This is a genomic window from Tahibacter aquaticus (assembly GCF_004363655.1).
Classification (GTDB): domain Bacteria; phylum Pseudomonadota; class Gammaproteobacteria; order Xanthomonadales; family Rhodanobacteraceae; genus Tahibacter; species Tahibacter aquaticus.
Genome location: NZ_SNZH01000021.1, coordinates 24,050 through 48,010 on the forward strand (window position 1 = coordinate 24,050; position 23,961 = coordinate 48,010).

Annotated in this window: 22 protein-coding genes; 13 read left to right on the forward strand and 9 right to left on the reverse strand. The window is 61.5% G+C overall.

The annotated features are described in order from the left end of the window. The first annotated feature begins 253 nt into the window (after positions 1-253). The 8 genes from DFR29_RS25410 (at position 254) to tal (ending at position 10,161) form a co-directional block, all read left to right on the forward strand. On the forward strand, positions 254-2,137 hold the full coding sequence (locus DFR29_RS25410) for a 2Fe-2S iron-sulfur cluster-binding protein (RefSeq protein WP_133821456.1): 1,884 nt from the start codon (positions 254-256) through the stop codon (positions 2,135-2,137). A gap of 21 nt (positions 2,138-2,158) precedes the next feature. Further along, entirely contained in the window at positions 2,159-2,920 is a 762-nt protein-coding gene (locus DFR29_RS25415) for a hypothetical protein (protein ID WP_133821457.1), read from the forward strand. A gap of 10 nt (positions 2,921-2,930) precedes the next feature. Next, entirely contained in the window at positions 2,931-3,749 is an 819-nt protein-coding gene (locus DFR29_RS25420; protein WP_133821458.1) for a cytochrome c3 family protein, read from the forward strand. A gap of 303 nt (positions 3,750-4,052) precedes the next feature. Beyond that, positions 4,053-4,982, forward strand: a complete 930-nt coding sequence (locus DFR29_RS29785; protein ID WP_208113723.1) for a hypothetical protein — start codon at positions 4,053-4,055, stop codon at positions 4,980-4,982. A 109-nt stretch (positions 4,983-5,091) separates the two neighbouring features. Further along, positions 5,092-6,969, forward strand: a complete 1,878-nt coding sequence (locus DFR29_RS25430) for a copper resistance system multicopper oxidase (protein ID WP_133821459.1) — start codon at positions 5,092-5,094, stop codon at positions 6,967-6,969. After that, positions 6,966-8,090: a copper resistance protein B gene (locus DFR29_RS25435; RefSeq protein WP_133821460.1), complete on the forward strand. Its 1,125-nt coding sequence runs from the start codon at positions 6,966-6,968 to the stop codon at positions 8,088-8,090. The genes DFR29_RS25430 and DFR29_RS25435 overlap by 4 nt, the downstream gene beginning before the upstream one ends. A gap of 191 nt (positions 8,091-8,281) precedes the next feature. Further along, positions 8,282-9,019, forward strand: coding sequence for an HAD family hydrolase (locus DFR29_RS25440; protein WP_243746179.1), 738 nt, complete (start codon positions 8,282-8,284; stop codon positions 9,017-9,019). Continuing rightward, positions 9,016-10,161, forward strand: a complete 1,146-nt coding sequence (tal, locus tag DFR29_RS25445) for a transaldolase (RefSeq protein WP_133821461.1) — start codon at positions 9,016-9,018, stop codon at positions 10,159-10,161. The genes DFR29_RS25440 and tal overlap by 4 nt, the downstream gene beginning before the upstream one ends. Before the next feature lie 83 nt (positions 10,162-10,244). Here tal and DFR29_RS29790 read toward each other — a convergent pair whose 3' ends face one another. Continuing rightward, positions 10,245-10,478 (reverse strand): glucoamylase family protein, encoded by a 234-nt coding sequence (locus tag DFR29_RS29790; protein WP_208113724.1) that lies wholly within the window; start codon positions 10,476-10,478, stop codon positions 10,245-10,247. Between the two features lie 81 nt (positions 10,479-10,559). Between DFR29_RS29790 and tnpA the strand changes: the two genes are divergently transcribed. The 3 genes from tnpA to tnpC are packed head-to-tail and all read left to right on the forward strand — an operon-like array spanning position 10,560 to position 12,823. Beyond that, positions 10,560-10,868 (forward strand): IS66 family insertion sequence element accessory protein TnpA, encoded by a 309-nt coding sequence (gene tnpA, locus DFR29_RS29795; RefSeq protein WP_208113725.1) that lies wholly within the window; start codon positions 10,560-10,562, stop codon positions 10,866-10,868. Then, positions 10,862-11,200, forward strand: coding sequence for an IS66 family insertion sequence element accessory protein TnpB (gene tnpB / locus DFR29_RS25455; RefSeq protein ID WP_133821463.1), 339 nt, complete (start codon positions 10,862-10,864; stop codon positions 11,198-11,200). The genes tnpA and tnpB overlap by 7 nt, the downstream gene beginning before the upstream one ends. 15 nt (positions 11,201-11,215) lie before the next feature. Further along, positions 11,216-12,823: an IS66 family transposase gene (gene tnpC, locus DFR29_RS25460; protein ID WP_133821464.1), complete on the forward strand. Its 1,608-nt coding sequence runs from the start codon at positions 11,216-11,218 to the stop codon at positions 12,821-12,823. Here tnpC and DFR29_RS25465 read toward each other — a convergent pair. Beyond that, positions 12,772-13,755 carry a glucoamylase family protein gene (locus DFR29_RS25465; RefSeq protein WP_208113726.1) on the reverse strand — a complete coding sequence of 328 codons (984 nt, stop codon included), beginning with the start codon at positions 13,753-13,755 and terminating at the stop codon, positions 12,772-12,774. The two genes, tnpC and DFR29_RS25465, sit on opposite strands and share 52 nt — an antisense overlap. A 117-nt stretch (positions 13,756-13,872) precedes the next feature. Here DFR29_RS25465 and DFR29_RS25470 point away from each other — a divergent pair, with 117 nt between their 5' ends. Together DFR29_RS25470 and DFR29_RS25475 are read left to right on the forward strand one after the other, a co-directional pair. After that, entirely contained in the window at positions 13,873-14,292 is a 420-nt protein-coding gene (locus DFR29_RS25470; protein WP_133821466.1) for a transposase, read from the forward strand. Then, entirely contained in the window at positions 14,280-15,398 is a 1,119-nt protein-coding gene (locus DFR29_RS25475; RefSeq protein ID WP_133821467.1) for an IS3 family transposase, read from the forward strand. The genes DFR29_RS25470 and DFR29_RS25475 overlap by 13 nt, the downstream gene beginning before the upstream one ends. Here the strand turns inward: DFR29_RS25475 and DFR29_RS25480 are convergent. The 7 genes from DFR29_RS25480 to DFR29_RS25510 all read right to left on the reverse strand — a co-directional run bounded on the left by DFR29_RS25480 (position 15,365) and on the right by DFR29_RS25510 (position 23,838). Further along, positions 15,365-15,595, reverse strand: a complete 231-nt coding sequence (locus tag DFR29_RS25480; RefSeq protein ID WP_133821468.1) for a hypothetical protein — start codon at positions 15,593-15,595, stop codon at positions 15,365-15,367. The genes DFR29_RS25475 and DFR29_RS25480 overlap by 34 nt on opposite strands. A 387-nt stretch (positions 15,596-15,982) precedes the next feature. Continuing rightward, positions 15,983-16,888, reverse strand: a complete 906-nt coding sequence (gene gnd / locus DFR29_RS25485; RefSeq protein WP_133821469.1) for a phosphogluconate dehydrogenase (NAD(+)-dependent, decarboxylating) — start codon at positions 16,886-16,888, stop codon at positions 15,983-15,985. Then, positions 16,885-17,901: a ribose-phosphate pyrophosphokinase gene (locus DFR29_RS25490; RefSeq protein ID WP_133821470.1), complete on the reverse strand. Its 1,017-nt coding sequence runs from the start codon at positions 17,899-17,901 to the stop codon at positions 16,885-16,887. Before DFR29_RS25490 ends, gnd begins: the two co-directional genes overlap by 4 nt. Continuing rightward, complete coding sequence (locus DFR29_RS25495; protein ID WP_133821471.1) at positions 17,898-19,412, reverse strand: thymidine phosphorylase family protein; 1,515 nt, start codon at positions 19,410-19,412, stop codon at positions 17,898-17,900. The genes DFR29_RS25490 and DFR29_RS25495 overlap by 4 nt, the downstream gene beginning before the upstream one ends. After that, positions 19,409-20,794, reverse strand: a complete 1,386-nt coding sequence (locus DFR29_RS25500) for an MBL fold metallo-hydrolase RNA specificity domain-containing protein (protein ID WP_133821472.1) — start codon at positions 20,792-20,794, stop codon at positions 19,409-19,411. The genes DFR29_RS25495 and DFR29_RS25500 overlap by 4 nt, the downstream gene beginning before the upstream one ends. A 90-nt stretch (positions 20,795-20,884) precedes the next feature. After that, a complete protein-coding gene (locus DFR29_RS25505; protein WP_208113727.1) occupies positions 20,885-21,337 on the reverse strand; it encodes a hypothetical protein in 453 nt (150 codons plus the stop codon). Positions 21,338-21,363: 26 nt separating this feature from the next. Beyond that, positions 21,364-23,838, reverse strand: coding sequence for a heavy metal translocating P-type ATPase (locus DFR29_RS25510; protein WP_133821473.1), 2,475 nt, complete (start codon positions 23,836-23,838; stop codon positions 21,364-21,366). Between the last annotated feature and the right edge of the window lie 123 nt (positions 23,839-23,961).

Consider the following 23,961-nt stretch of genomic DNA (forward strand, 5'->3'; position numbering starts at 1 on the left):
CTCAAACGCCGCGGCGGTCGTCATCGTCGCAGCTCGCAGATCACCTCTAACGCGCACGCAATTCTGCGGGCTGCTAAGCAGTGGCGGTTAGGTTTGCGTAGTACCCAGGTTCCGCGCAGACAATCCGAGTCGTATCGGTGATTCACCTGTTCAATGGCGCGGACCGACACTCCATGGTGCGGCGATTCACAGAGCTCGGCTCCGACTGTCCTTCAGCCGCTTAGGACCTGAACATCGACTAGGTGGTTGCACGATGAAATTTGATGTTCCGACAGCCGCAACGCACTGCCAGTTCACCGCCGTCCTGTTGGCGGGGGTGTTGTTCTCGGTGTCGGTCGCGGGCCAAACACCCGACGAGCACGCGAGCCATCATCCCGCTCCCGCTCCCGCTGCCGGCATTCCGGCCGCCACTCCAGCGACTGGCGGAACTATGCCTGGTCCCGCTGCCACGGGGGGCGCCGGAATGATGGACGACATGATGCGTCAGATGGGGGCGCCACCGCGCAAGGAACTCTACCCCTCACTCATGGAGGTCGAAGCATTCACACCCGACAAGCGACAGCAATTTGAACGGCTGGCTCGCGAGCGCATGAAATCGGGCACCGCGCTGATGTCATCGGGCCTGGAGAAGCTCAGCGCGCCCTCGTCAGAGCAAGATCTTCCGGCCATGCGGGAGGCCACCGCGCTTATGCGCCAAGGCGTCGTGCAATTCGACACGGGAATCTCCTCGCTCCAGGCAATCTCCGAAGGCAAACCGCCACGGGCAGTGGCCCTGGATTGGTTCAAGCAAAATATGAGTCTGTTGCCGAGTGCCGATATGCAGCGGCCGCACGGAATTTTCGGACTGTCCGGCTTTCACTACTTCACAATGTTCCTTCTGTTGGCATTTGCCGCCACCATGATCTGGATCAACCTGAAGAAGATGCAACGGGCTCAGGCACTCGCAGCCCGCCTCACACCACAACCGGGCGCGGTGTTGCCGGAGAGGACGCTCACGCCGGCCGCGCAGAGCATACCCCCGTCGCTCCTACCGGAAGATGCGCCGTCGAAATCCAACGCGTGGACGGGGCTGCTGCGAGTAGTCCAGATCTTCGAGGAAAGCCCGAATGTCGTGACGTTGCGCCTCACCGATCCCTCGGGAGGCAGCCTGCCATTTCGCCACCTGCCGGGGCAGTTTGTCACCTTCACCGTCAAGCCCAACGACCAGATGGTGAAGCGCTCCTACACGATCGCCTCTTCACCCACGCGCCGCGACTATGTCGAGGTAACCGTCAAACGCGAGGAGCACGGGACGGTCTCCGGATTCCTGCACAGCGTGCGTGTCGGTGACACGCTGCAAACGACCGGGCCGTCTGGAAACTTTACCTTTGTCGGCGATGGCGCCAACAGCATTGTGCTCATCTCCGGCGGCGTTGGCATCACGCCGATGATGAGTGTTGTGCGCTACCTGACGGATCGTTCCTGGCCGAGCGACATTTTTTTCATCTTTGGTTGTCGTGGAGAAAAAGATGTGATCTATCGCGAGGAGCTGGAGTACCTGCAGCGCCGACATCCCAACCTGCATCTCGCCATCACCGCGATCGACGTGGCTTCTGCCGATTGGCCTTACGCCCGGGGAAACATCACGAAGGAACTGCTCAGCCAGGCCGTTCCACACATTGAGATTCGCCGAGTGCACTTGTGCGGTCCGAAACCGATGATGGACGCACTGAAGCCAGTGCTGATCGAATTGGGCGTGCCCCTCGAGCAGATCAAGACGGAAATCTTCATCGGAAAGGAACGTCCGGCGACGCCCCCAACCCTTGCCGAAGGTGTCACGGGGTCGGAGCAATCCCAGCCGACTACCACTCCCGTCGAAGGCGCAGAGACCGCCGGCGTCGCGGTCGCGACATTTGCTCGTTCCAAGCGAACGGCGCTGTTCCCGCCCAGCAAGACCCTATTGGAAGTATCCGAAGACGTCGGCGTCAATATCGACTACTCCTGCCGCGTCGGCACGTGCGGCGTGTGCAAGGTCAAGCTGCTGAGCGGGAGCGTCACGATGGAGGTTCAGGACTCGCTCGATGCGGCTGACAAGGAGAACAACATCATTCTCGCCTGCCAGGCGAAGACCCGCGGCGACGTCAGTGTCGACGCATAGAGGCATGGGAGAGCCGCAGTCATGACACGCCAACGGACCGCGCTGAGCACGCTGATCGTGCTTCTGCTTGTCTTGTGGGCGGGCTTCATCGTTCATCGCTCGCCGCGTTTTCCGGGCAGTTTGACGGGCGGCGTACTCGCCGTTTCCGGTGCCAGCCTCATCGTTGTGTTTTCGGTTTTCTATTCGGCGGTCAAGCGGTTCCCCGCGTTAAGGCAAGCGTTCAGTAAATATCTGTCCATGCAACAACTTCTCAGCGTGCATGTGTATACCGGAGCGCTCGGGGCGATCCTGGTTTTGCTGCATACGGGGCATCGGTTTGAAAGCAACCTCGGCATCGCCTTGACGAGCAGCATGTTGTTCTCGGTGCTGAGTGGTTACGTAGGTGGGCATTTGCTCGGACGCGTATCAGTTGAGCTTCGTGAAAAACAGAGTCTTCTGGTGCAGCTTGAAACGGCTTACAACGCGGCCGTGGATGAACTCGCGCGCAAACCAGAATCGCCAATCGCGCCGGTCATACCTGATAGTCCCTTTTCATTCGCACGAATGCGTTCCGCAATCGCTCCGAAGATTTCCACCTCGGGCTCAGAGCGCGCTCCGGGTGACGCAGCCGGAATAGCCAGCTCGATAGCCGAGCTTGAATACTCGATCCGCTCTCATGAACGCGTCAAGCGCCTTTCTAGTCGCTGGCTAGTGCTGCACATCGGGACCTCGCTCGTGTTCTACGTTCTGCTCGCATTGCACGTCTGGGCATCGATTCATTTTGGATTGAGGTGGTTTCAGTGAGGCCGCGCACATGAAAAGCGCGCGCCTGCTGGTCGCTCTTCTGGCGAGTGCGATCGTGGCGTTTGCGCTGTGGCAAGCGGTCGCGACGCCCGATCGGCTAACTGCCCTTCAGCGGCAGGCAAGCCCAGGCGACCTGTCATCGGCGCATGCCGCTTTGCAGAACCATTGCGAGGCCTGTCACACGTCGGTCGAAGGGCCCGACGATACCAAATGCATCGGTTGTCACGCGAACAACACGCGTATCTTGCAGCGACAACCGACGGCGTTCCACGTGAGCATCGGCAACTGCGCGCGTTGTCACATTGAGCATCAGGGCAAGTCCGCGAACTTGAGGCAGATGGACCACACGACATTGGCGCGCGTGGGCTTGCAGCGACTTGAAGCGATGGGGACGCAAGGCGACGTGCAAGGTCGAGCCGACCTGCGGCACTGGTTGCAACAGCACCCCTCAGCGACATCACACACGCCGAGTCATCCGCAGGTCAGTCCCTTGGAGATGACCTTGAATTGCCGGGCGTGTCATGCGACGAAAGATCCTCACTCCGGGCTATTTGGCCAAGAATGCGCAAGCTGCCACGCCACGACCGAGTGGACGCTCGCACAGTTTAGACACCCGTCACCGGGATCCTTCGATTGTGCGCAATGTCACCAAGCTCCGCCCAGCCATTACATGATGCACTTCCAGATGATCTCCAAGAAAATTGCGGGTCAGGAGGATGTGCAGGTCTCCCAGTGCTGTGGGCCGGCCCAAGTCAACCAGTGTTATCGCTGCCATCAAACGACATCCTGGAACGACATCAAGGGGGTGGGATGGTACAAGCACCACTAACGCCACATATAGAACGCGGCACCAACTATTCGAGCAATGTCTGTGTCCAGGGCGCTGGTGTTCATTCGCCGTGTGCTAAGAAACGGACATCGGAAACAGGTTCCTGCACATTCTTTGCGCGCATCCGCTGACGTGCTTTGGAGTCACTCGTGAAACGGACCGGCAACCTCGATCTGGCGAGTCGCTCGAGCGTTTTCGTCGATCGTGTCGCAAGTTGATGAACGCGCTGATAAACGCGTGGATAAGTACCCAAAGCTGAGTTAGAGATACTTTAGCAGCACCCTTCTTTTACGAGGACTACCCATGAAACTCCATTCAAGCAATCGAATAGCGGCGCTGACAAGTGGCGCGATGCTGTGCCTGGTCATCGCATCAGCGGGTGCGCAAACGCCGGACCCCGCATCAACTCACGCCCAGCATGCGGCGAGCAATTCACCCGCCGCGTCGACGGAAACGGCACAGATGCAACAAGAGTTGGCGAAGCTTCGTGATCAAATGCGGCAACTCGATCAGCGGATGCAGGCGTCTTCGCCGGCTAAAATGCCAGCGAGCGGCGCAATGGCGCCACCCGCAAAGGCCGGGGCGGCGATGGGCGGCATGGCGAAAATGGAAAACGAGATGGCCATGCCAAAACCCGGCATGAATTCCGCATCCAGCATGCCCAAGCCCGCTGCCAGCACAGGGATGGGCATGATGCAGATGATGGAGAGCATGCATCCAAAAATGGGCGACGGCGGCATGATGGGAATGGGGGCGATGGGCGGCATGAACAGCCCCGCCGCGATGGCGACGCCGTCAGCGCTACCCGGATTTCCTGGGCAGTCCCACGTGTATCACATCGGCGCCACGGACTTCTTTCTTGATCATCCCCAGCACATCGCCTTGACGACGCAACAACAACAGACACTCGCGCAGCAAAAACAACAGTCGCTCCTCAAACAAAGCGAATTGCAAAAGCAGATCGATGCCGCCGAGCAGGAATTGTGGCAGCTCACCGGTGCGGATCAGCCGCAGATCGCGGACATCGAGAAGAAAGCTCGCCAGATCGAGCGTCTGCGTGGCGATCAGCGCGTCGCCTTCATTCGCGCGGTGGGTGATGCCGGAAAGGTGCTCACCGACGAACAGCGCAAACAGCTCACGGGCCTTGCGCCCGCCGCCTCGATGGCCGATCCAGCTTCGATGCCCATGCAAGATGACAACATGCCCAAGCCCGACAGCATGGGCGACATGTGAATCAGTAGTACGGTGATGGCCCCGGCCGAGCGGTCAGTGCCCGCCGGCCGAGAACCCATTTCCGATTGGCACGGCGACCTTTTCGCCGGCACCTGGAAAGGAGATTTCCATGCCACCCGAAATTTTCGGCATTGAAGCCGACGGGCCGTTTAAGCTGTCCCGCCGACACTTCGTACAAGGACTTGCCGCGGGCGGCGCCATTGCCAGCTTGGGGCTCTGGCCGAGGCAGGCCTGGGCGCTTAAATCGCCGGGCCAACCGAATGTGCTTTCTGGCACCGAGTTCGATCTCTCGATCGGCGAGACGCCGATGAATTTCACCGGTCGGACCCGCACCGCAATCACCGTGAACGGCTCGCTGCCAGCGCCGGTTCTGCGCTGGCGCGAAGGCGACAACGTGACCCTGCGGGTCTCCAACCGATTGCCACCGGGCTCGATCCACGGTCAAGACACCTCCATCCACTGGCACGGGATTTTGTTGCCCGCGAACATGGATGGCGTGCCGGGTCTGAGCTTTAACGCAATTGCTCTTGGTGAGGCTTACCTCTACCGGTTCCAGGTCCGCCAAGGCGGCACGTACTGGTATCACAGTCATTCGGCATCGCAGGAACAGGGCGGTCTCTACGGCGCGATCATCATCGACCCGCTCGAAGCCGAACCGTTCACCTACGATCGCGACTACGTCGTCCTGTTGTCCGACTGGACCGACCTCGATCCCACCGCATTGTTCTCGCGCCTCAAGAAAATGCCCGGGTACGACAATTACTACAAACGCACCGTTAGTGATTTTTTCCATGACATGCAGTCCAAGGGACTGGGTGCCACGATCGAAGACCGCAAGGCGTGGGGAAAAATGCGGATGACGCCGACCGATATGTCAGACGTCAACGCCAACACCTACACCTATTTGATGAACGGAACGACCGCGCTCGGCAACTGGACCGGCCTGTTCCGCTCCGGCGAGAAAGTGCGGCTGCGTTTTATCAATGGGTCTGCGATGACCTATTTCGATGTGCGAATTCCCGGTCTGAAAATGACCGTGGTCGCCGCTGACGGGCAATACGTGCACCCGGTCACCATCGACGAGTTCCGAATAGCCGTGGCCGAGACGTTCGATGTCATTGTGGAACCGTCCGGGCAAGACGCTTTTACCATCTTTGCGCAAGACATGGGCCGCACCGGTCATGTCAGCGGCACGCTGGCCGTACGCGAAGGCTTGCGCGCGCCCGTGCCTGCCGTTGATCCCCGCCCGATCATGACCATGGCTGACATGGGACACGGCGGGATGGGTGGCGGCCACGACATGAGCCGCATGAATCCTGGCGATAGCGCCACGATGACTCAGGATGTGCCGGCCACGGCCAGGCAACCAGCCGCTACCACGATGTCCGGAATGCCAGCTGGTCATGACATGGCATCGATGAGCGCAGGATCGACGTCCGGCATGGGCGGCAGCGCCAGCATCATGCAGGGCCACCCGGCTAGTGAGAACGGCAATCCTCTGGTCGACATGCAGACGATGTCTCCGCGCCCGAAGCTGGACGATCCGGGCATGGGTCTGATGAACAATGGACGTCAGGTGTTGACCTACGCGGCGCTCAAAAGCGCATTCGACGATCCCGATGGCCGCGACCCCGGCCGCGACGTCGAACTGCATCTGACGGGACACATGGAGAGGTTCGCCTGGTCGTTCGATGGCCTCAAGTTCTCCAGTGTCGAACCGCTGCGACTGACTTACGGCGAGCGCATGCGCATCGTGCTGGTCAACGACACGATGATGGCCCACCCGATCCATTTGCACGGCATGTGGAGCGACTTGGAGGACGAACAAGGCAATTTCCATTTGCGCAAGCACACCATCGACATGCCGCCGGGCAGCAAGCGCACCTATCGTGTTCGAGCCGACGCATTGGGACGCTGGGCCTACCACTGCCATCTGCTTTACCACATGGAGGCAGGCATGATGCGGGAAGTGAGGGTCGAGGAATGAACGCCCTGATCGCTAAGACCAACGCGCTTCGCGTGGGCTTGCTGAGCGTAATCTTCGCACTGGTCGTGCAACCACGCGTTGGCGCTTCGCAAACGATAGACCACTCTCAAATGCAGATGCCCGCGGAAAAGCCAGCGTCCGCACAAGATCCCGAGCGCAGAAGGTCCGCTGACCCGCCCGCCGAACCGAATTCGAGCGGGACAAACATTCCCGCGTCGGCAATCGCTCCAGCGATGCAACACGGTTCGAGGAGCGCTGAACCGACGTCCGTACCGCAGGCCAAGGCGATCGATCATTCGGCGATGGGCCATGCAACGGGCACGACGTCCACCGAAACTCCGCAATCGCAGGACACTCTGATCACGAATCACGCGGCCATGGAGCACGACCCAGCGACGATGCCGACCGAGCCGCTCACGCCGATCCCTGAGTTGACGGATGCCGATCGCACGGCGGCATTTCCACCAGTCGACGGACACACGCTCCACGACAATACGATCCAGTACTTCGTGTTGCTGGACCGTCTGGACACGTGGGACGCGGATCCCGGTACGGGCGTCGAATGGGAAGGTCAAGCGTGGGTTGGCACCGACCTCAATCGCTTGTGGCTGCGCAGCGAAGGCGAACGGATCGACGGCCGTATCGAGCGTGCCGATCTGCAGGTGCTGTACGGTCGCAGTGTGGCCCGCTGGTGGGACGTGGTCGCCGGTATCCGCCATGATTTCAAGCCAGGCGCTTCTCAGGACTTTGCGGCCTTTGGCATCGTCGGGCTCGCGCCGTACAAATTCGAGGTTGAGGCTACGGCCTATGTCGGCCAGTCCGGCCAGACGGCGGTGCGTTTCGAGGCCGCGTACGAAACCCTGCTGACCAACCGTTTGATCCTGCAGCCGCTGATCGAGGTCAACGCGTACGGCCAGGATGATGCGCGCCGCAGCATCGGCTCGGGCCTTAGTACCGTCGAGGCCGGACTGCGTTTGCGCTACGAGTTCACTCGCAAGTTCGCTCCCTATGTCGGCGTGGTCCGCGGGCGCGCCTTCGGTCGAACCGCCGATTTCCGGCGCGCCGATGGCGAACGCATTGACGAAACCCGCATCGTTGCCGGGCTCCGCATGTGGTTCTGAAAAGCGCATTGGCCTTCCAGTGAAACCGAGAAAATTCGACGCCATGCCCGCTGTGGACTTGGCGGATTGGGCCTGTGAAACGAGTCGCGACGGCAATGGTGCGCCGACTCGTCAATGATCAACGAGATCTTGCCTTGCCTTGACCATTCGGTCTGTGGCTAGGGGCTGATCCGAAGCTCGAGGAGAGCGCATTGCTCATTCCAGCCGAAGTTGTGTTTCTGCTCGATGTCGACAACACGCTGCTCGATAAGGATCGTTTTGTCGCCGACCTTACGTCACAGCTGGATCGTGCCTTCGGAATGCAGGAGCGTGAGCGATATTGGGCGATCTATGCTGATCTGCGCGGCAAACTGGGCTACGCCGACTATTTGGGCGCACTGCAGACGTTCCGCATCGGCATAGAAACGGACCCAGCACTGCTGCAAATGTCGAAGTTCCTGCTCGACTATTGCTTCAGCGAGCGACTGTATTCCGGCGCTCTTGCCGCTGTCGAACAGCTGAGTCGATGGGGGACGACCGTAATCCTTTCAGATGGCGACATCGTGTTCCAGCCTCGAAAAATCATGCGATCCGGTCTGTGGGATGCCACGGGTGGTCGGGTCTTGGTCTACCGACACAAGGAGCAAATGCTCGACGTCGTTCAACGGCTCTTTCCTGCTCGGCATTTCGTCATGATCGACGATAAGCCCCGATTGCTCGCTGCCATGAAGCCGATAATGGGCGACCGGCTAACGACCGTGTTTGTCCAGCAAGGTCATTACGCCGCCGAAGCAAAGAGCGTCGCCATCGACCCCACCCCCGACGTGACCATCGAACACATCGCCGATCTGCGCCGCTTTGCGATGTCCGATTTTCATGCCACAGAGGCGTCCATTGTAGGTGCACGTACCCAGCAATTTCCCGGTTCGACATCGGCGGAGCAGGCATGAAACCGACTCTACAATTACACAATCTCGGTCAGAGACTGTGGCTGGACAACATTACCCGCGAGATGCTGGATGACGGCAGTTTGCGCCGTTATATCGACGATTTCTCGATCACGGGCCTGACGTCGAACCCCACCATCTTCGACGGCGCGATCGGCGGCGGTAGCGCCTATGACGACGGCATTCGCGCCAAAGTTCACAATGAAAAATCTCGGGAAGCTGTTTTCACGGAGTTGGCGCTGGAGGATCTGCGCCGTGCGGCGGATTTGTTCCGCCCCGTGTTCGAGGCGAGCCGCCATGTCGATGGATGGGTCTCCATGGAAGTCTCGCCGCTGCTTGCCCACGACACCGATGGCAGCATCGACGCCGCGCGGCTGATCCACCAGCAGGCCGATCGCCCGAACTTGCTGGTGAAAATTCCTGGCACGCCGGAAGGAATTCCAGCGATTGAGGCCTCGATTTTTGCGGGCGTGCCCATCAATATCACTCTGCTCTTCTCCCGCGAGCAGTATCTCGCCGCCGCCGAGGCCTATCTGCGCGGCATCGAGCGGCGAGTCGATGCGGGGCTTGACCCGCGCGTGGGCTCGGTCGCGTCGCTGTTCATCAGTCGCTGGGACGCAGCAGTCCAGAACAAGGTGCCTGCGGAACTGCGCAACAAACTCGGAATTTCGATCGGCCAGCGCACCTATCGAACCTATCGCGAGCTGCTGGCTTCGGCGCGGTGGCGAAAGCTCGCCGAGGTGGGGGCACTTCCTCAGCGCCTGCTCTGGGCGAGTACAAGAACTAAAGACCCCGCGGCTTCTGACACCCTCTATATCGAAGCGCTCGCCGCGCCAGACACGATCAACACCATGCCCGAGAAAACCTTGCATGCTTTTGCGCAACGTGGGGTGCTCAGGGGCGCAATGGCAGCGGACGGTGGCGACGCCGAGGCCATACTGGCGCGCTTCGCACAGGCCAACGTCGACATCGATGCGTTGGCGATCCAATTGCAGCACGAGGGTGCGCAATCGTTCGTCAAATCCTGGCAGCATCTGCTTCAGCGCATTGCCGACAAGGGTGCCGCGCTGGGCAGCGCTGGCGAGAAGACCGCTGGCGAAATTCAGCGCCGGCAAAGAAGCCGGAGGCCTGGTCGCAATGGTTAGCCCGAGTGCGGAGAAACCGCCACGGCAGTCGCTTTTGATTGATGTGCTGAAACTGCTTGCCGCCGCGGTCCACTCTCAAGCCATCACAGCCAGCCGCCCGTGAAACCGGCTTTCCGCAAGCCAGTGACGATGTACGGGCAGCTGCGCATCCATTGCCACGCCAAGCCGCTGCGATAGTTCTCGATCATCAGCACAACAGGGCCTTCGTTAATCCCGAAATGCCACGGCGAGACCCACCAGCCATGCGGATTGCCGGGCTTCCCCGGATGCGATGGATTGAAGGACGCTTTGAAGCCGTAGTCGGTGAACTCGGTCAACTGTAAGCGTACGCCCTCGCCACCTTTCCCAACTACAGCAAAGCGCCAATGCTCGCCTCTCCATCCGCAGAGGCGCCGAGCATGGCAATTCCGAAGCCAGAGCGATTCTGGCAACAGCACGTTGATACGTGGCGTGAGAGTGGCCTGACGCAGAAGCAGTACATCAAGCGGCACGGGCTCAATGCGATGACACTGGCGAAGTGGAGCAGCGTGCTGCAGCGTCGCTTGCGCGCGACGCCGGGTCAGGCGCTGGTGCCTGTTCGTGTCGTGGGCGAACAGGTCCCAGCGTCGGCGATCGAAGTGCGGCGGGGCGCGCTGCGTCTTTTGGTGCCGGTGGGAACGGACCCGCACTGGGTGGCTGCGCTGCTGCGCGAAATGCCCGCATGTTGAGTCCGACGTCATGGTGGATTGCGGTCGAACCGATCGACCTGCGTCGCGGCATGGATGGATTGCTGACGACGATCGCGGCGCAGTTTGGACACGATGGGTTGGCCGGTGGCGCGTACGTATTCCGCAATCGCAGTGGTACGCGCATCAAGGTGATCTGCGCGGATGCGCACGGCGTGTGGATGTGCGTTCGACGCTTGCGCGAAGGTCGATTCGTGTGGCCGCGTCGCAGCGATCAGGTGTGTGAGATTGACGCGCAGGCGTTTGCCTGGCTATGCACCGGTGTCGATTGGCATCGCTTGTGCGCGAAGCCTCTGGCCGGCGAACTGGTGTGACTTTACTATCGACACATGAGCATCGATGCCCCTGCCACCGACGATCTGCCTGCGCAATTGCGCGCAGCATTGGCGGCAGTTGCTGAACGCGATGCGGTGATTGCTCGGCGTGATGCGCTGCTGGCGCTGCGTGATGCACAGATCGCCGAGATGACCACGATCGGGGCGTATCGCGAAGCACGGATCAAGGCGCTGGAGTCGCAGCTGGCGGCCATGAACCGCCAGCGCTTCGGTCGTCGTTCCGAGCAGATGGATCCGGCGCAGCGGCTGTTGTTCGAGGAGACACTCGACGAAGACATTGCCGCGATCGAGAACGAACTGGCCTCGCTGCGTTCAACACCCTCGCCGCGTCGTCCGCCCAAGCGGCTGCCGCTGCCGGAGCACCTGCCGCGCGTGGAGGTACGTCACGAGCCGGAAGCGTGCACGTGTGAGAGCTGCGGCGGCGCGCTCGTGGCGATGGGCGAAGACGTGACGGAACGGCTGGACTGCAAACCCGCCGAGTTCTGGGTGGAACGACACATCTATCCGAAGTACGCGTGTCGTGCGTGCGAGACGATCACCGTAGAACCCAGCGTGCCGAGTGTCATCGAGCGCGGACGTGCGGCGCCGGGTTTGCTGGCACACGTGCTGATCAGCAAATACGCCGATCATCTGCCGCTGTATCGCCAGCAGCAGATCTATCAGCGCAGCGGCATCGATCTGGCTCGCTCGACGCTGGCCGACTGGACCGGTGCCGCCGGCGTGGCGCTGATGCCGCTGGTGGCCGCGATGAAGGCCGCCCTGCTGCAGCAGCCCGTGATTCACGCGGATGAAACGCCGGTCGCGCTGCTCGATCCGGGCGCCGGTAAGACGGCGCGCGCGTATCTGTTTGCGTATACCGCGGCTAACGGACCGCCCATCACGATCTTTGACTTCTGCACGAGCCGCAGCGGCGAACACGCGCAGCGCTTCCTCGGCGTTGCCGCGCACGCCGATGCCACTGGTGCCGGCGCGGCCGCGTTCCGCGGCAGTCTCGTGGTCGACGATTACAGTGGCTACAAGGCGCTGTTCGCCGGCGGCATCACCGAGGTCGGCTGCTGGGCACACGTCCGACGGCTGTACTTCGAACTCCACGCTGCCCAAGCCAGTACGCAAGCCGAACACGCGCTGCGCTTCATTGCTGAGCTGTATCGCATCGAGACCGAAGCCAAAGGCCTGGACCCGCCCGCACGCCAGGCGCTGCGACACCACAAGGCACGCCCCGTCCTCGACGAGTTCCAGCGCTGGATCGTCGACGTCTCCTCACGCGTACTGCCCAACAGCGGCCTGGCCAAAGCCCTTGCGCATACGCGCAAGCGCTGGCCGGCGCTCGTTCGCTACATCGACGACGGCTTGCTGCCGATCGACAACAACCCGGTCGAGCGCGCCATCCGCCCTGTCGCCGTGGGCCGCAAGAACTGGCTCTTCGCCGGATCCAAAGCCGCCGGCGAGCGCGCCGCCGCGATCATGAGCCTGATCGCCACCGCCAAGCAAAATGGGCACGAACCGTATGCCTATCTCAAAGATGTGCTGACCCGACTGCCGACACATCCCTACCGCCGCATCGCCGAGTTGCTGCCACACCGCTGGCAGCTGGCGGGGTAAGGATCGCTTCGATCTGTTCGCGCTGGAAGGTGGGCTGGGCGGACGGTTACGGTCAACTTGGCTTCATGCACGCAATAGTGCAGCGTAGCGAACACGATTTCCGGGGCGAATGGCAGCGATGCGACGACGCCCCATGGCGCCAAAGTCCCATCATCTGGCCCGAAGGGGACACCGCGTCCCACGTAGTCGAAGAATTCGCGATCGATGCCGTCAACATTGAGGTTCTCAGGACCCGGCCCTTCGCTGGCGGTGATGCCCCAACAATTCTTCGCGTAACCCTTGAAACCGAGTGGATTGTCGATTGCGTACTGTTGTTGCGCATAGGTTGCGCGGCGGCTGTTCTCGAAGTAGTCGATGCCCTTGTCGCGCATGAAGGCGTCCTGGATTCCGCGGAAGTCGATCCAGATGTGCGAGAGCTGATGGATGAAAAGAGGGCCCGCGTGCAAGTATTCCTGTCCGCAAACATGCTCCCATCGGTAGGTAGACGTCCACGCGGCGTAGCTGTACTCGGGCAGCGGATATGTCGGAGAGCCCAACCCCAGGACATACAGCAGCAAAGCCTCGTCGTAGCCTTCCCATCGGTAAGGAAGAAAACCGCTTTCCGGTTTCCAACCATGCGTGAGGGTTGCTCCGCCGTTTTGCGCCCATTGCCAATCCGCGCGACGATAGAGCGCGTCGGCCAAGGTGCGGATTTCGGTCTCGTCGCCGGAGCTTGCGTCAAAGTAAATTCCCGCCGTCAACGCGCCGGCGAGAAGGAACGCCCTGTCGACGGTAGACAGTTCACATTGCCAGACGCGGCGGCCCGTCTGTATGTCGAGAAAATGATAGTAAACCCCTCGGTATCCCGTGGCATCGGGCTCGGGTCCTTGCGGGCTGTTCCAGAAAAACCGCAACGTCGCCAGCGTCCTCTCGACTGCCGCCGTGCGCGTCATAAGCGCGCGTTCGACAGCAACCGGGTAACAAGCCAATGCCCTACGCGCCTATGATCTCTGCGACAGTGACGCCGTAAGTTATCCCTCATTCTAGGGCGGCTTTGATTGGAGATCGACATGCCAAAGCCGTTGCGGGTTAGTCCGCCTGATTCAGCGTCATCGCTTGAAGTGCAAGCACCACGGACCAAGAGCAGGCGGAAGTTTAGTGCTGCCGAGAAGCAACGTCTGCTGCGTGCCGCGGATGCTTGTGCGCATGGCGCGCTTGGCGCGTTGTTGCGCAAGGAAGGCATCTACCATTCGCAGTTGGCGGATTGGCGCAGGCAGCTGGCCACGTCGGGCAGTGCTGGCCTTGGCCCCAAGAAGACAGGCCCGGTGCCGAAGTACGATGCGAAGGATCGGGAGATTCTGGCGTTGAACAGCAAGGTCAGGAAATTGGAGAAAGAGCTTGGCATCGTCAATGGCCTGGTCGAGCTCCAAAAAAAAGCACAGGCCTTGATCGCCGCGATGCGCGAGGAAGATGCCTCATGCACGCGCTGATTCGTGACGGCAGCGTGCCGCGCACTCGGGCCTATTTGGCGTTGGGTCTGGCACCGGCAACCGCGTATCGACAACAGCGGCCCAAGCCGGCGCGCCATGGCGTGCGCAACGCGTCACATCGACGCCTGAGCGAAGCGCAGCGGGCCGCGATTCTGAGCGCGCTGCACAGTCCACGCTTCCGCGATCAGACACCCGCACACACGTATCACACGCTGCTTGGCGAAGGGATCTTCCTGGCGTCGGTCCGCACCATGCATCGGCTGCTCAAGGGTGCTGGCGAGGCGCGCGAACGACGCCCTATCCGTCCCGCGCAGACGCACGCCGTGCCGCGCCTGCAGGCCACCGCAGCCAATCAGGTGTGGACCTGGGACATCACCAAGCTGGCCCTGCGAGAACGCGGTGCTTGGCTCTATCTGTACGTGCTCATCGACCTCTACAGCCGCTACGTCATCGGCTGGATGATTGCCGGCACCGAGAACAGCGCGCTCGCCTGCCGATTTGTCGGCACCTGCGCCGCCAATCATCAGATTCCACCCAACACGCTCACCGTGCACCAGGACCGCGGCGCGCCGATGACCGCCAACAATTTCATCAATCTGCTCGCTGAGCTGAAGATTGACTGCAGTCACTCAAGGCCGCGCGTGAGCAACGACAACGCGTTCTCCGAAGCGCACTTCAAGACGCTCAAGACCCAGCCTGACTACCCGGCGCGATTCAACGACAGCACTCACGCACGCAGCTGGTGCGGCGACTTCTTTGACTGGCACAACGACGAGCATCAGCACAGCGGATTGAACGGGCATATCCCGGCTGATGTCTTCTACGGTCGTGCTCAAGCGATCACAGCCATCAAACAGACGGCGCTTGATGACGCCTATTGCCGTCATCCCGAACGCTTCGTCAACGGTGCGCCCAAAGCCAAAGCACCACCCGAAGTCGTGTCGATCAACCCGCTCCCCGCATCGATCATCAGCTTGCCTACGCCGATGCGAAACGCAGAAATTCAGAGCGACGCCGAGCCGCCGAATCGCTCGCAGACGCTTGTTCGCATCGCACCTCAAACGCGTTGGAGTCACGCGCCCAACGAGGTGGCAAAACTACATTGAACTCTTGAACCAACTGTCTCAAAGCTATTGACGCGTTCCGATGCAAGGCCCGTGGCGGCAATGCTCGCAGGCCAATTCTCGGCGGTTTTGTCGATCACCAGGCCATTGACAGGATTTGTCTCGTGCAAGAAATAACCGAACGTCTCGCGCTGCAGTTGCTCCATCAGGGCATCCCGGGTCAATGGCTTGCAGCGCATGATTCCTTCCAGTCACCGCTTGCGGGCGAATATACGCGACCCAGTGCCGACAGTTGCGAAGGGCGCGCGATGTCGGATGCGAGGCAGCCTACTGCGGCCAAGACCGATGACTTCGTGGCCCTCATGCCGCCGTAGCCGGAACACCTGGCGTATCCCTGACGCGCTTTATTCGGGCCGGTACCCACTTCCACGCGCTGGCGACGCACGTCTGCCACGCGAGTGCGCAGTTTTGTTGCCAGATCCTGGTAACCACTGCAGCGCAGTGCCGAACTGCATGCAAGGCTGACCAGCGAACTCTGATGCAACCGGGGGCAGCGTTGTGAACGACGCCGAATCTGGCCAATGTTTGAGCCATTGTCGCCAGGTGCACAATGAAACATTGAGCGCTTACGTTGACTTGATGGCGTGCCCGCCGAACTGGTTGCGCATGGCCGCCAGCAGCTTGTCGGCAAAGGAGTCTGCATCCCGTGAACGCAGGCGCTCCAATAGCGATAGTGTGATGACCGGGGCTGACACATTGAGTTCGATGGCCTCAGCCACGGTCCAACGGCCTTCGCCGGAATCCGAAACGAACGGAGCAATCCCCGTCATCGCGGGGTTCTTTTCGAGCGCGGCAGCAGTTAGGTCCAGCAGCCATGAACGAACCACGCTGCCGTAGCGCCAGATCTCCGCAACCTGGTGAAGGTCTAGACCAAATTCACTCTTGTGCTGCAGGATCGAGAAGCCTTCCGCGTAGGCCTGCATCAATCCGTATTCGATGCCATTGTGGATCATCTTGGTGAAGTGGCCGGAGCCGACGGGACCGACGCGGCCCCAGCCCTGATCCTTGGCGGGAGCCAACGTTTCGAAGATCGACCGCAACCGCTCGACCGGCGCTTCGCCGCCGCCAATCATCAGGCTGTAGCCTCCGGTCAGCCCCCACACCCCGCCGCTGGTACCACAATCGATATAGTGGATTTTTTCGGCGTCAAACGTTTGGGCTCGACGCTGCGTGTCCCTGTAATTGGAATTGCCGCCGTCGATGACGGTGTCCCCGGGAGCCAGCAGCGGCCGCAGACTTGCGAGGGTGGCATCGGTGATTTCTCCCGAGGGCACCATCAGCCACAGCGTGCGCGGCGCCGGTAGTTTCGCGACGAGCCTGGCCAGCGAATCTGCGGATTCTGCGCCTCGTCCCTCCAGGTCTTTGCGCGCTTCCGGCCTCGGATCGAAACCCACCACTTCATGTCCGCCGCTCACCAGTCGCTGCGCCATGTTGGCGCCCATGCGACCCAGGCCAATCATGCCAAGTTTCATGTGTTTTCCCCGGTTGCGATCACGGCCGCAGCAGCAGCGACAGTAAGGTTAGGAGATGCATTCTCGACAGCGCCGCTGCCGTAGTGGATCGTTGCTGGGGCGTCGTCTATGTTCGTCGCACGAAGGCCACCGAACAGTTCGCCGCTAGCCTGTGCAAGCAGATCGGCGATGGAAATGCCGTTGGAGGAATGAGTGATCGAGTCGGTGCTCACAATTCGTGCAGCACCGGCCGCAAGGATTCGCTCGTAAGCGGCGTCGGCGAACACGGCGTGAATCACGACGCAAATCGCCGCTGGAAGCCCGAGTCGCTCCAGGTGCCCCAGGGTTTCGATGACGGTTCGCCCCGACGAAACGATGTCGTCAACAATGACCGGCGTCCGTCCCCGAGCGATCTCAAACGCGGGCAGGCTCACCTCAACATCGCGATCACCCCGGCGGATCTTGTTCAGTACTTGGTACGGAACACCGGCACGCTGGGCGATATCGGATACCCATTGGCCGCTTTCGCTGTCCGGGCCGATCACAACAGCGTCAGGAACATGGACGCGAATCCAGTCTGCCAACAGCGGAGCCGTCGCAACGCGTCGAGTCGGAATCCGATAGAGACTGGCGAGCTCCGGAATGCGGTGCAAGTGCGGATCCGCGGTCACCAGCCAGTCGAAGGTCTCTTCGACAAATTTGGCAAAAAGTGGAGCGCTGACCGATTCGCCCGGCTGAAATCGCCGGTCCTGTCGCATATAGGCCAGGTACGGGGCGATCAGCCCCACGGAACGCGCGCCGAACTCCCGGGCGGTGGCTGCCGTGAATCGAAGCGCCAGCGCCATTTCATCGGGGTGGTGCAAACTGGCGAGTATCGCCACGTTCGCGTCGCCCAGGTCTTCGTCGATGGCGACCAGTGATTCACCGTCGGGAAAGCGGCGCCAATCCAACCGGCCGATGCGCGCACCTAGCGACGGCGCCAAGATTTTGGCCTGCGCTTGCTGAGTCGGAAACGCAAGCAACACACGATTCATGGAGCGTCCTCCGCGATGCCGAAGATGTCTGCATTCTTGGCCGCGTAGTCCAATGCGTATTCCAGTTCTCCGGGTGTCTGCGCACAGACTTGGAACAGCGGCTCGCCAGCGCGGATGGTGTGACCGATGCGCAATCGACAGTCGACGCCCGCAGTGGCGCTGATCGGAGCACCAGCCAGCTTTGCGACCTTTGCCAGCCGACGATTGTCGACGTCTCGAACGTGGCCACCATGGATCGCGAGGACCGGAGCCCGATGAGGCGCCACGGTGGGTTCGGTAAACCCGCCTTGTGCCTCACAGATCGCAAGGAATTTTTTCAGGGCCGCGCCGCTGTCGAGCAGGGTCCGTGCGAGGTTTCGACCACTCCCCGGTTCTGCGTCCGGTGCGATGTCGAGCAGGGCTGCGGCCAGATCGAGTGCGCGTTCGCGAAGATCGCGTGGCGCATCCGGATTCACTCGCAGGACGCTGAGAACATCTCGCGCCTCCAGCGCCGGACCGATGCCATAGCCGACGGGTTGGCGACCGTCGGTTCGCAGCACCGACAAGGTTAGTCCCAGGTCGCGCGCGGTCGCCAGCAATCGCGCCTCCAGCGAGTCGGCGGATTTCGCCGAACGCACCTTCGCAGTGGGACCCACCGGGATATCGATGAGCACATGCGAGGAGCCGGCTGCGGCCTTCTTGGACAGCACGCTGGCGACCAGTTGCCCGTCGCTGTCGAAATCGAGGGGGCGCTCGATCCGGATCAGCACGTCGTCGGCCGGGCTCAATCTCACGTTGCCGCCCCACACGATACAACCCCCTTCCTGCTCGACGACGCGCCGCATCGAGGCCAGATCCAGCCCCACGGGTGCCATGACTTCCATGGTGTCCGCCGTGCCAGCCGGTGAAGTGATCGCTCGCGACGATGTCTTGGGAATCCGATGTCCGGCGGCGGCAACGATCGCGACGACGATGGGGGTCGTGCGGTTGCCTGGCAGTCCACCGACGCAGTGCTTGTCGAGCACCGGTCCTCCGCCCCAGTTGATGCGTTGGCCGATGGCCAACATCGCTCGAGTGAGGCCAATGGTTTCTTGGAGATCGAGCCGTTCCCCGGCGCACGCGGTCACGAACGCGGCCAGCTCGATGTCGGAAAGTCGGTTGTCGGCCGTGTCACGCATCAAGTCGAGGAAGTTCTGTTCGTTGAGACGACGTCCGAACACCTTGGCTCGCAGCGCAGGCGCCGATTGGGGCGGCTCTGGATGGCTAAAGACAGCCCACGCATCGGCCTCGGGCTGCAGCGCATTCCAGGCAGCCTCCGACAAGCCCGCCACATCCGCCCCCAAGCGATCATCGGTGATCACATTGAGCGTCGCGACCACTTCGCGGCCACCACACTGAATGTGCACGCGCGCCAGAACGTTGAATCCTTCGGAACGGCAGACACTGCAATTGCGGTGCATGTACACCACCGGTTGCTGGTACGTGTCGATGCCTGCGCGCACCAAGCGCAGCCGGTTAGGGGTGCCGCTCATTGGCGCGCATCCAGTGCGACGCGTTCCAACTGCTCTGGCACGCGCGCCCGCCAACCCAGCTCGCGCGCGATGCGTGCACGCATCGCGTCGGCGGCATCGGGTTCGCCGTGAGTGACGTATACGATACTCGGCTTCCGCGTTGCCCCCTGCATCCAGGCGAGGACTTCGTCGCCATCGGCATGCCCGGAAAAACTTTGCATCGCGACCACTTCGGCGCGAATTGGAACATCCTGCCCGAAGATTCGCAGTCGATCGGCGCCACCGACCAGCGTCGCGCCACGCGTGCCGCCCGCTTGGTAACCCGAGAGCAGAATCGCATTGCGCGAATCGGATCCGAAAGCCACCAGATGGTGCAGGACGCGTCCGCCGGTAAGCATGCCGCTCGCGGAGATGATGATCATCGGGCCTCTGCGCAGGTTCAATGCCTTCGACTCCTCCACGGTCCGGACCATGGTCGCCAATTCGTACATCGCCAGGCACTCGGCATCGGTCACGTGGTGTTCGTTGTGATAGCGGTGGTAGATGTCCGTTGCGTCAATTGCCATGGGACTGTTGAGAAAGACCGGAACGGCCGGAATCTCGCCGCGTTGGCGCAAACGGGAAATGTGCAACATGAGTCCCTGGGCACGGCCGACGGCGAATGCGGGGATCACGATCACCCCACCGCGGGCGGCAACCCGGCGGATGATCGGTGCGAGCTCGGCCTCCGCGTCGACGCGGGTGTGCTGGCGGTTGCCGTACGTCGACTCACAAATGAGCACATCGGCTTGTTGCAGGGGCTGCGGCGGTCGCAACAGCGGGTCCTGTGCGCGGCCCAGGTCACCGCTGAAGTGAACGATCGTCCCCTCCACGTCGAGGCTGATCTGCGCTGCCCCTAGCAGGTGACCCGCGTGGTGGAAGCGGGCGCGAATTCCAGAACCCAGTTCAAGTTCCGAATCGAAGTCTTGGACGACGAACCGATCGAGCGCCGCCTCGGCATCGGCGAGCGTATAGAGCGGCGTGGGATTGGTGTGTTTGGAATAGCCGTGCTTCCTGGCGTGTTTTACTTCTTCTTCCTGCAGATGGCCGCTGTCCGGCAGCAACAACGCGCACAGGTCGCGCGTGGCCGGCGTGCAAATCACCTTGCCGCGAAATCCGTTGCGCACGAGCGCGGGAATGTAGCCGGAATGGTCCAGGTGCGCGTGCGTCAGCAGCACCGTATCGATGGTGTCCGGCGGCACCGGAAACTCGGCCCGATTGCGTTCGCGCAGCTGTTTGTAGCCTTGAAAGAGACCGCAGTCCACAAGCACACGTTGTCCGGCGGATTCGAGCAAGTAACGAGAGCCCGTGACAGTGCCGGTGGCGCCGAGGAACTGGAGGGTCGGTCTTGAGGGTCGTTCCATGAGTGTCTCCTGCAATGTGCAACGTGTGGACAACTGGATTACCGCGCATGTGAGTCGCCAGCGGCCGTGTTCACCGGGTGCAATAGAGGCCTAGCTGCCTTGACCGTCGAGTTGTGCGACGTAGAAGACCAGACCTGCCAGCCAGACCAACGCCGGGCCCAACAGCAACCATCGAAAATCGGAATGGAGCACGAAATTCAGGGTGCTCATCAGTCCAACCGTGAGCGCGCCCGACAGCGCGATCGCCCATGCCGAACCCTTCAATCGTGCCGGCATGGTGGCCGCAACAAACACCGTGAGCACCCCGGCACCGGCCATAAATCCGCCGAGGACGGTAAACACGTGTGCCAACCAACTCTCAAGACCAGGCACGCCAAGCCGAATCTGTGCGAGGCTTGCGCCCATGAAGCGCAGGTCTTCTGGCAGTAGTGGCGGCCGAATGACGATGAAATAGAAACCGAGAACCACCAGCCAGACTCCACAGGCAACGAGCATCCACGTCGAGACGTGGCGATTTCTGCTGACGACGCGTCGGGTCTTCATGTTCGAGGACCGGGTGGATGGGCCGTTCACGCCGATACACGCGCGGACGGAGGCGCTTCGGTTAAGTAGGTACTGGGCGATCGCACGCTTTTGATGCCAGCGAGCTTGATGCGCTTCAGCAGGAGCGCATTGATGGCCACGACCGCCGAGCTGCCGGACATCGACAACGCTGCGATTTCTGGGGACAGCGTGAAGGGATAGAACACGCCTGCGGCCAGTGGGAAAGCGATCACGTTGTAGCCGACGGCCCACCACAAATTCTGGTGCATCTTGCGCAGCGTGGCGCGCGACAACTCAATGGCGCCGACGATGTCGTATGGATCGCTCTTCATCAGAACGACCTGGGCGCTTTCCATCGCCACGTCGGTGCCAGCGCCGATCGCGAAACCCACATCGGCCTGCGTCAAGGCCGGTGCGTCGTTGATCCCGTCGCCAACCATACCCACTTTGTTGCCCTGGTCCTGCAGCGCCTTGATCTCGGCCGCCTTCTGCCCAGGCAGGACATCGGCCAGTACGATGTCGATGCCCAGCTCCTTGCCGATGCGTTCGGCGGTCGCCTGATTGTCGCCCGTCAGCATCGCGACTTTCACACCGCGTTCTTGCAATTTGGCGATCGTCGCCTTCGACGTGGGACGCACCGCGTCGGCAATCGCGATCAGCCCGATGAGCGTGCCGGCGCGCGCGACATGCACCACCGTACGACCACCGCCTTCGAGCCGGTCGGCCTCAGCCGCCAGTGCATCGAGGTTCACATTTTCGGACTGCATCAACCGGCGGTTCCCGAGCAACACGGCGTCTGCACCGAGCTTGGCGCGAGCGCCTTGCCCATCGATATTGGTGAACTCGGATGCAATTTCGGTGGGGGCTGAGCCGGCACGCTTAAGAACCGCCAGCGCGAGGGGATGTTCCGAGAACTTCTCGACCGCTGCCGCGATAGAGAGCAACTGCGTCTCGGTGACGCCGGAGGCAGTCACTAGCTCGACCACATCGGGTTGCCCGAGGGTCAGCGTGCCGGTCTTGTCGAAAACGATGACTGTCAGCTTGGTGGCGTTCTCCAGCGCAGCGGCATTCTTGAACAGAATACCGTTCATCGCCCCCAGCCCGGTCCCCACCATGATGGCCATCGGAGTGGCTAGCCCGAGCGCGTCGGGGCAGGCGATCACGAACACCGTGATCGTCAGGGTCAACGCGAAGAGCAGCGGCTGGCCGACGACCCAGAACCACACACCAAACGTGAGGAGGCCGACGGCTATGGCCGCCAGAACCAACCACTGCGACGCTCGGTCCGCGAGCAATTGGCCCGGTGCCTTGGAGTTCTGCGCTTCCTGCACGAGCTTGACGATTTGTGCGAGCGCGGTGTCGGTGCCGACTTTTGTTGCCTTGTAGCGGAAGCTGCCGCTTTTGTTGATCGTGGCACCAATAACGGAATCACCCACGATCTTCTTCACCGGCATCGACTCGCCGGTCAACATGGATTCGTCGACTTGCGAGCTGCCTTCGGTAATCTCGCCATCGACCGGAATTTTGTCACCCGGCTTGACGACGACGATTTCGCCGACGAGAACGTCCGCGGTCGGAACCTTAGTCTCACTGCCGCCACGGACAATCGTGGCCATCGGCGGGGCCAGATCCATCAGCGCGCGTATCGCATCCGAAGCACCGGCGCGCGCCCGCATTTCCAGCCAATGTCCCAGCAGAATGAACACCAGGAGCACGGCTGAGGCTTCGTAAAACACATCGCCGTCGTAGAAGAAGGTTGCGCCCACACTGAAGAGATAGCCGGTACCCACCGATAGCACGATCAGTGTCGCCATATTGGCGACCTTGTTGCGGGCGGCGCGCCATGCAGCAACCAGGAACGGCCAGACGGGATAGGCGATGGCGCCGGTGGCGACGATGAACAGGAAGAGCTTGCGGTCCAGCCCAAAGGGGCTCGGGAAATCGCCGAACATTTTTCCCATTGGCGAATAAAGGAAAACGGGAACGGCGAACACCAGTGCCACCAAGAAGCGGTTGCGCATGTCGCGCGCCATATCCTGCATCGACATGCCTGGTGCATGACCCATGTCATGCATCATGTCGGCTTTTTGGTCGCCTGAGTCATGTGTCGTAGCACGCGTGCCGTGATCGCCATGACCCGTATGAACGTCGTTCACACGTGTTGCGGTCCCCTTTGCGTTCGCAGTGATCGCTTCGCCTTGGCTTCCTGCGATGTCATGCGTTGCATGCCCCTTGTGGGCAGGTCCGGACGGGATTTGCTCTGGCTGCCGGCAGACGTGGATAGGAACGAGCTCACCGCGGCAGTGATAGCCGCAGTCGATCACCCGCTGCTGGATAGCGACAAGGGCGATTCGCGATTCGTCATAGTGAACCGTCGCGCTGCCGGCAACGTAGTTCACATCGACATGATGGACGCCGGCGAGCGTCGACAGTTGCGACCTGACGCCTTCCGCGCTCAGGCTGGAGACCAGTTCGCCGACTTCGATCGTGCTTGTTTTCACAATGTCACCTCTGCGGATGCAATTCCATTCACCCGGCGCTTGGCGTCGACGCTACCCGGCGAAAACGTCTCCGCGTGGTACCTGTGCGCAGTACGCGCGGATGGCTATGGCGTCTGCATTGCC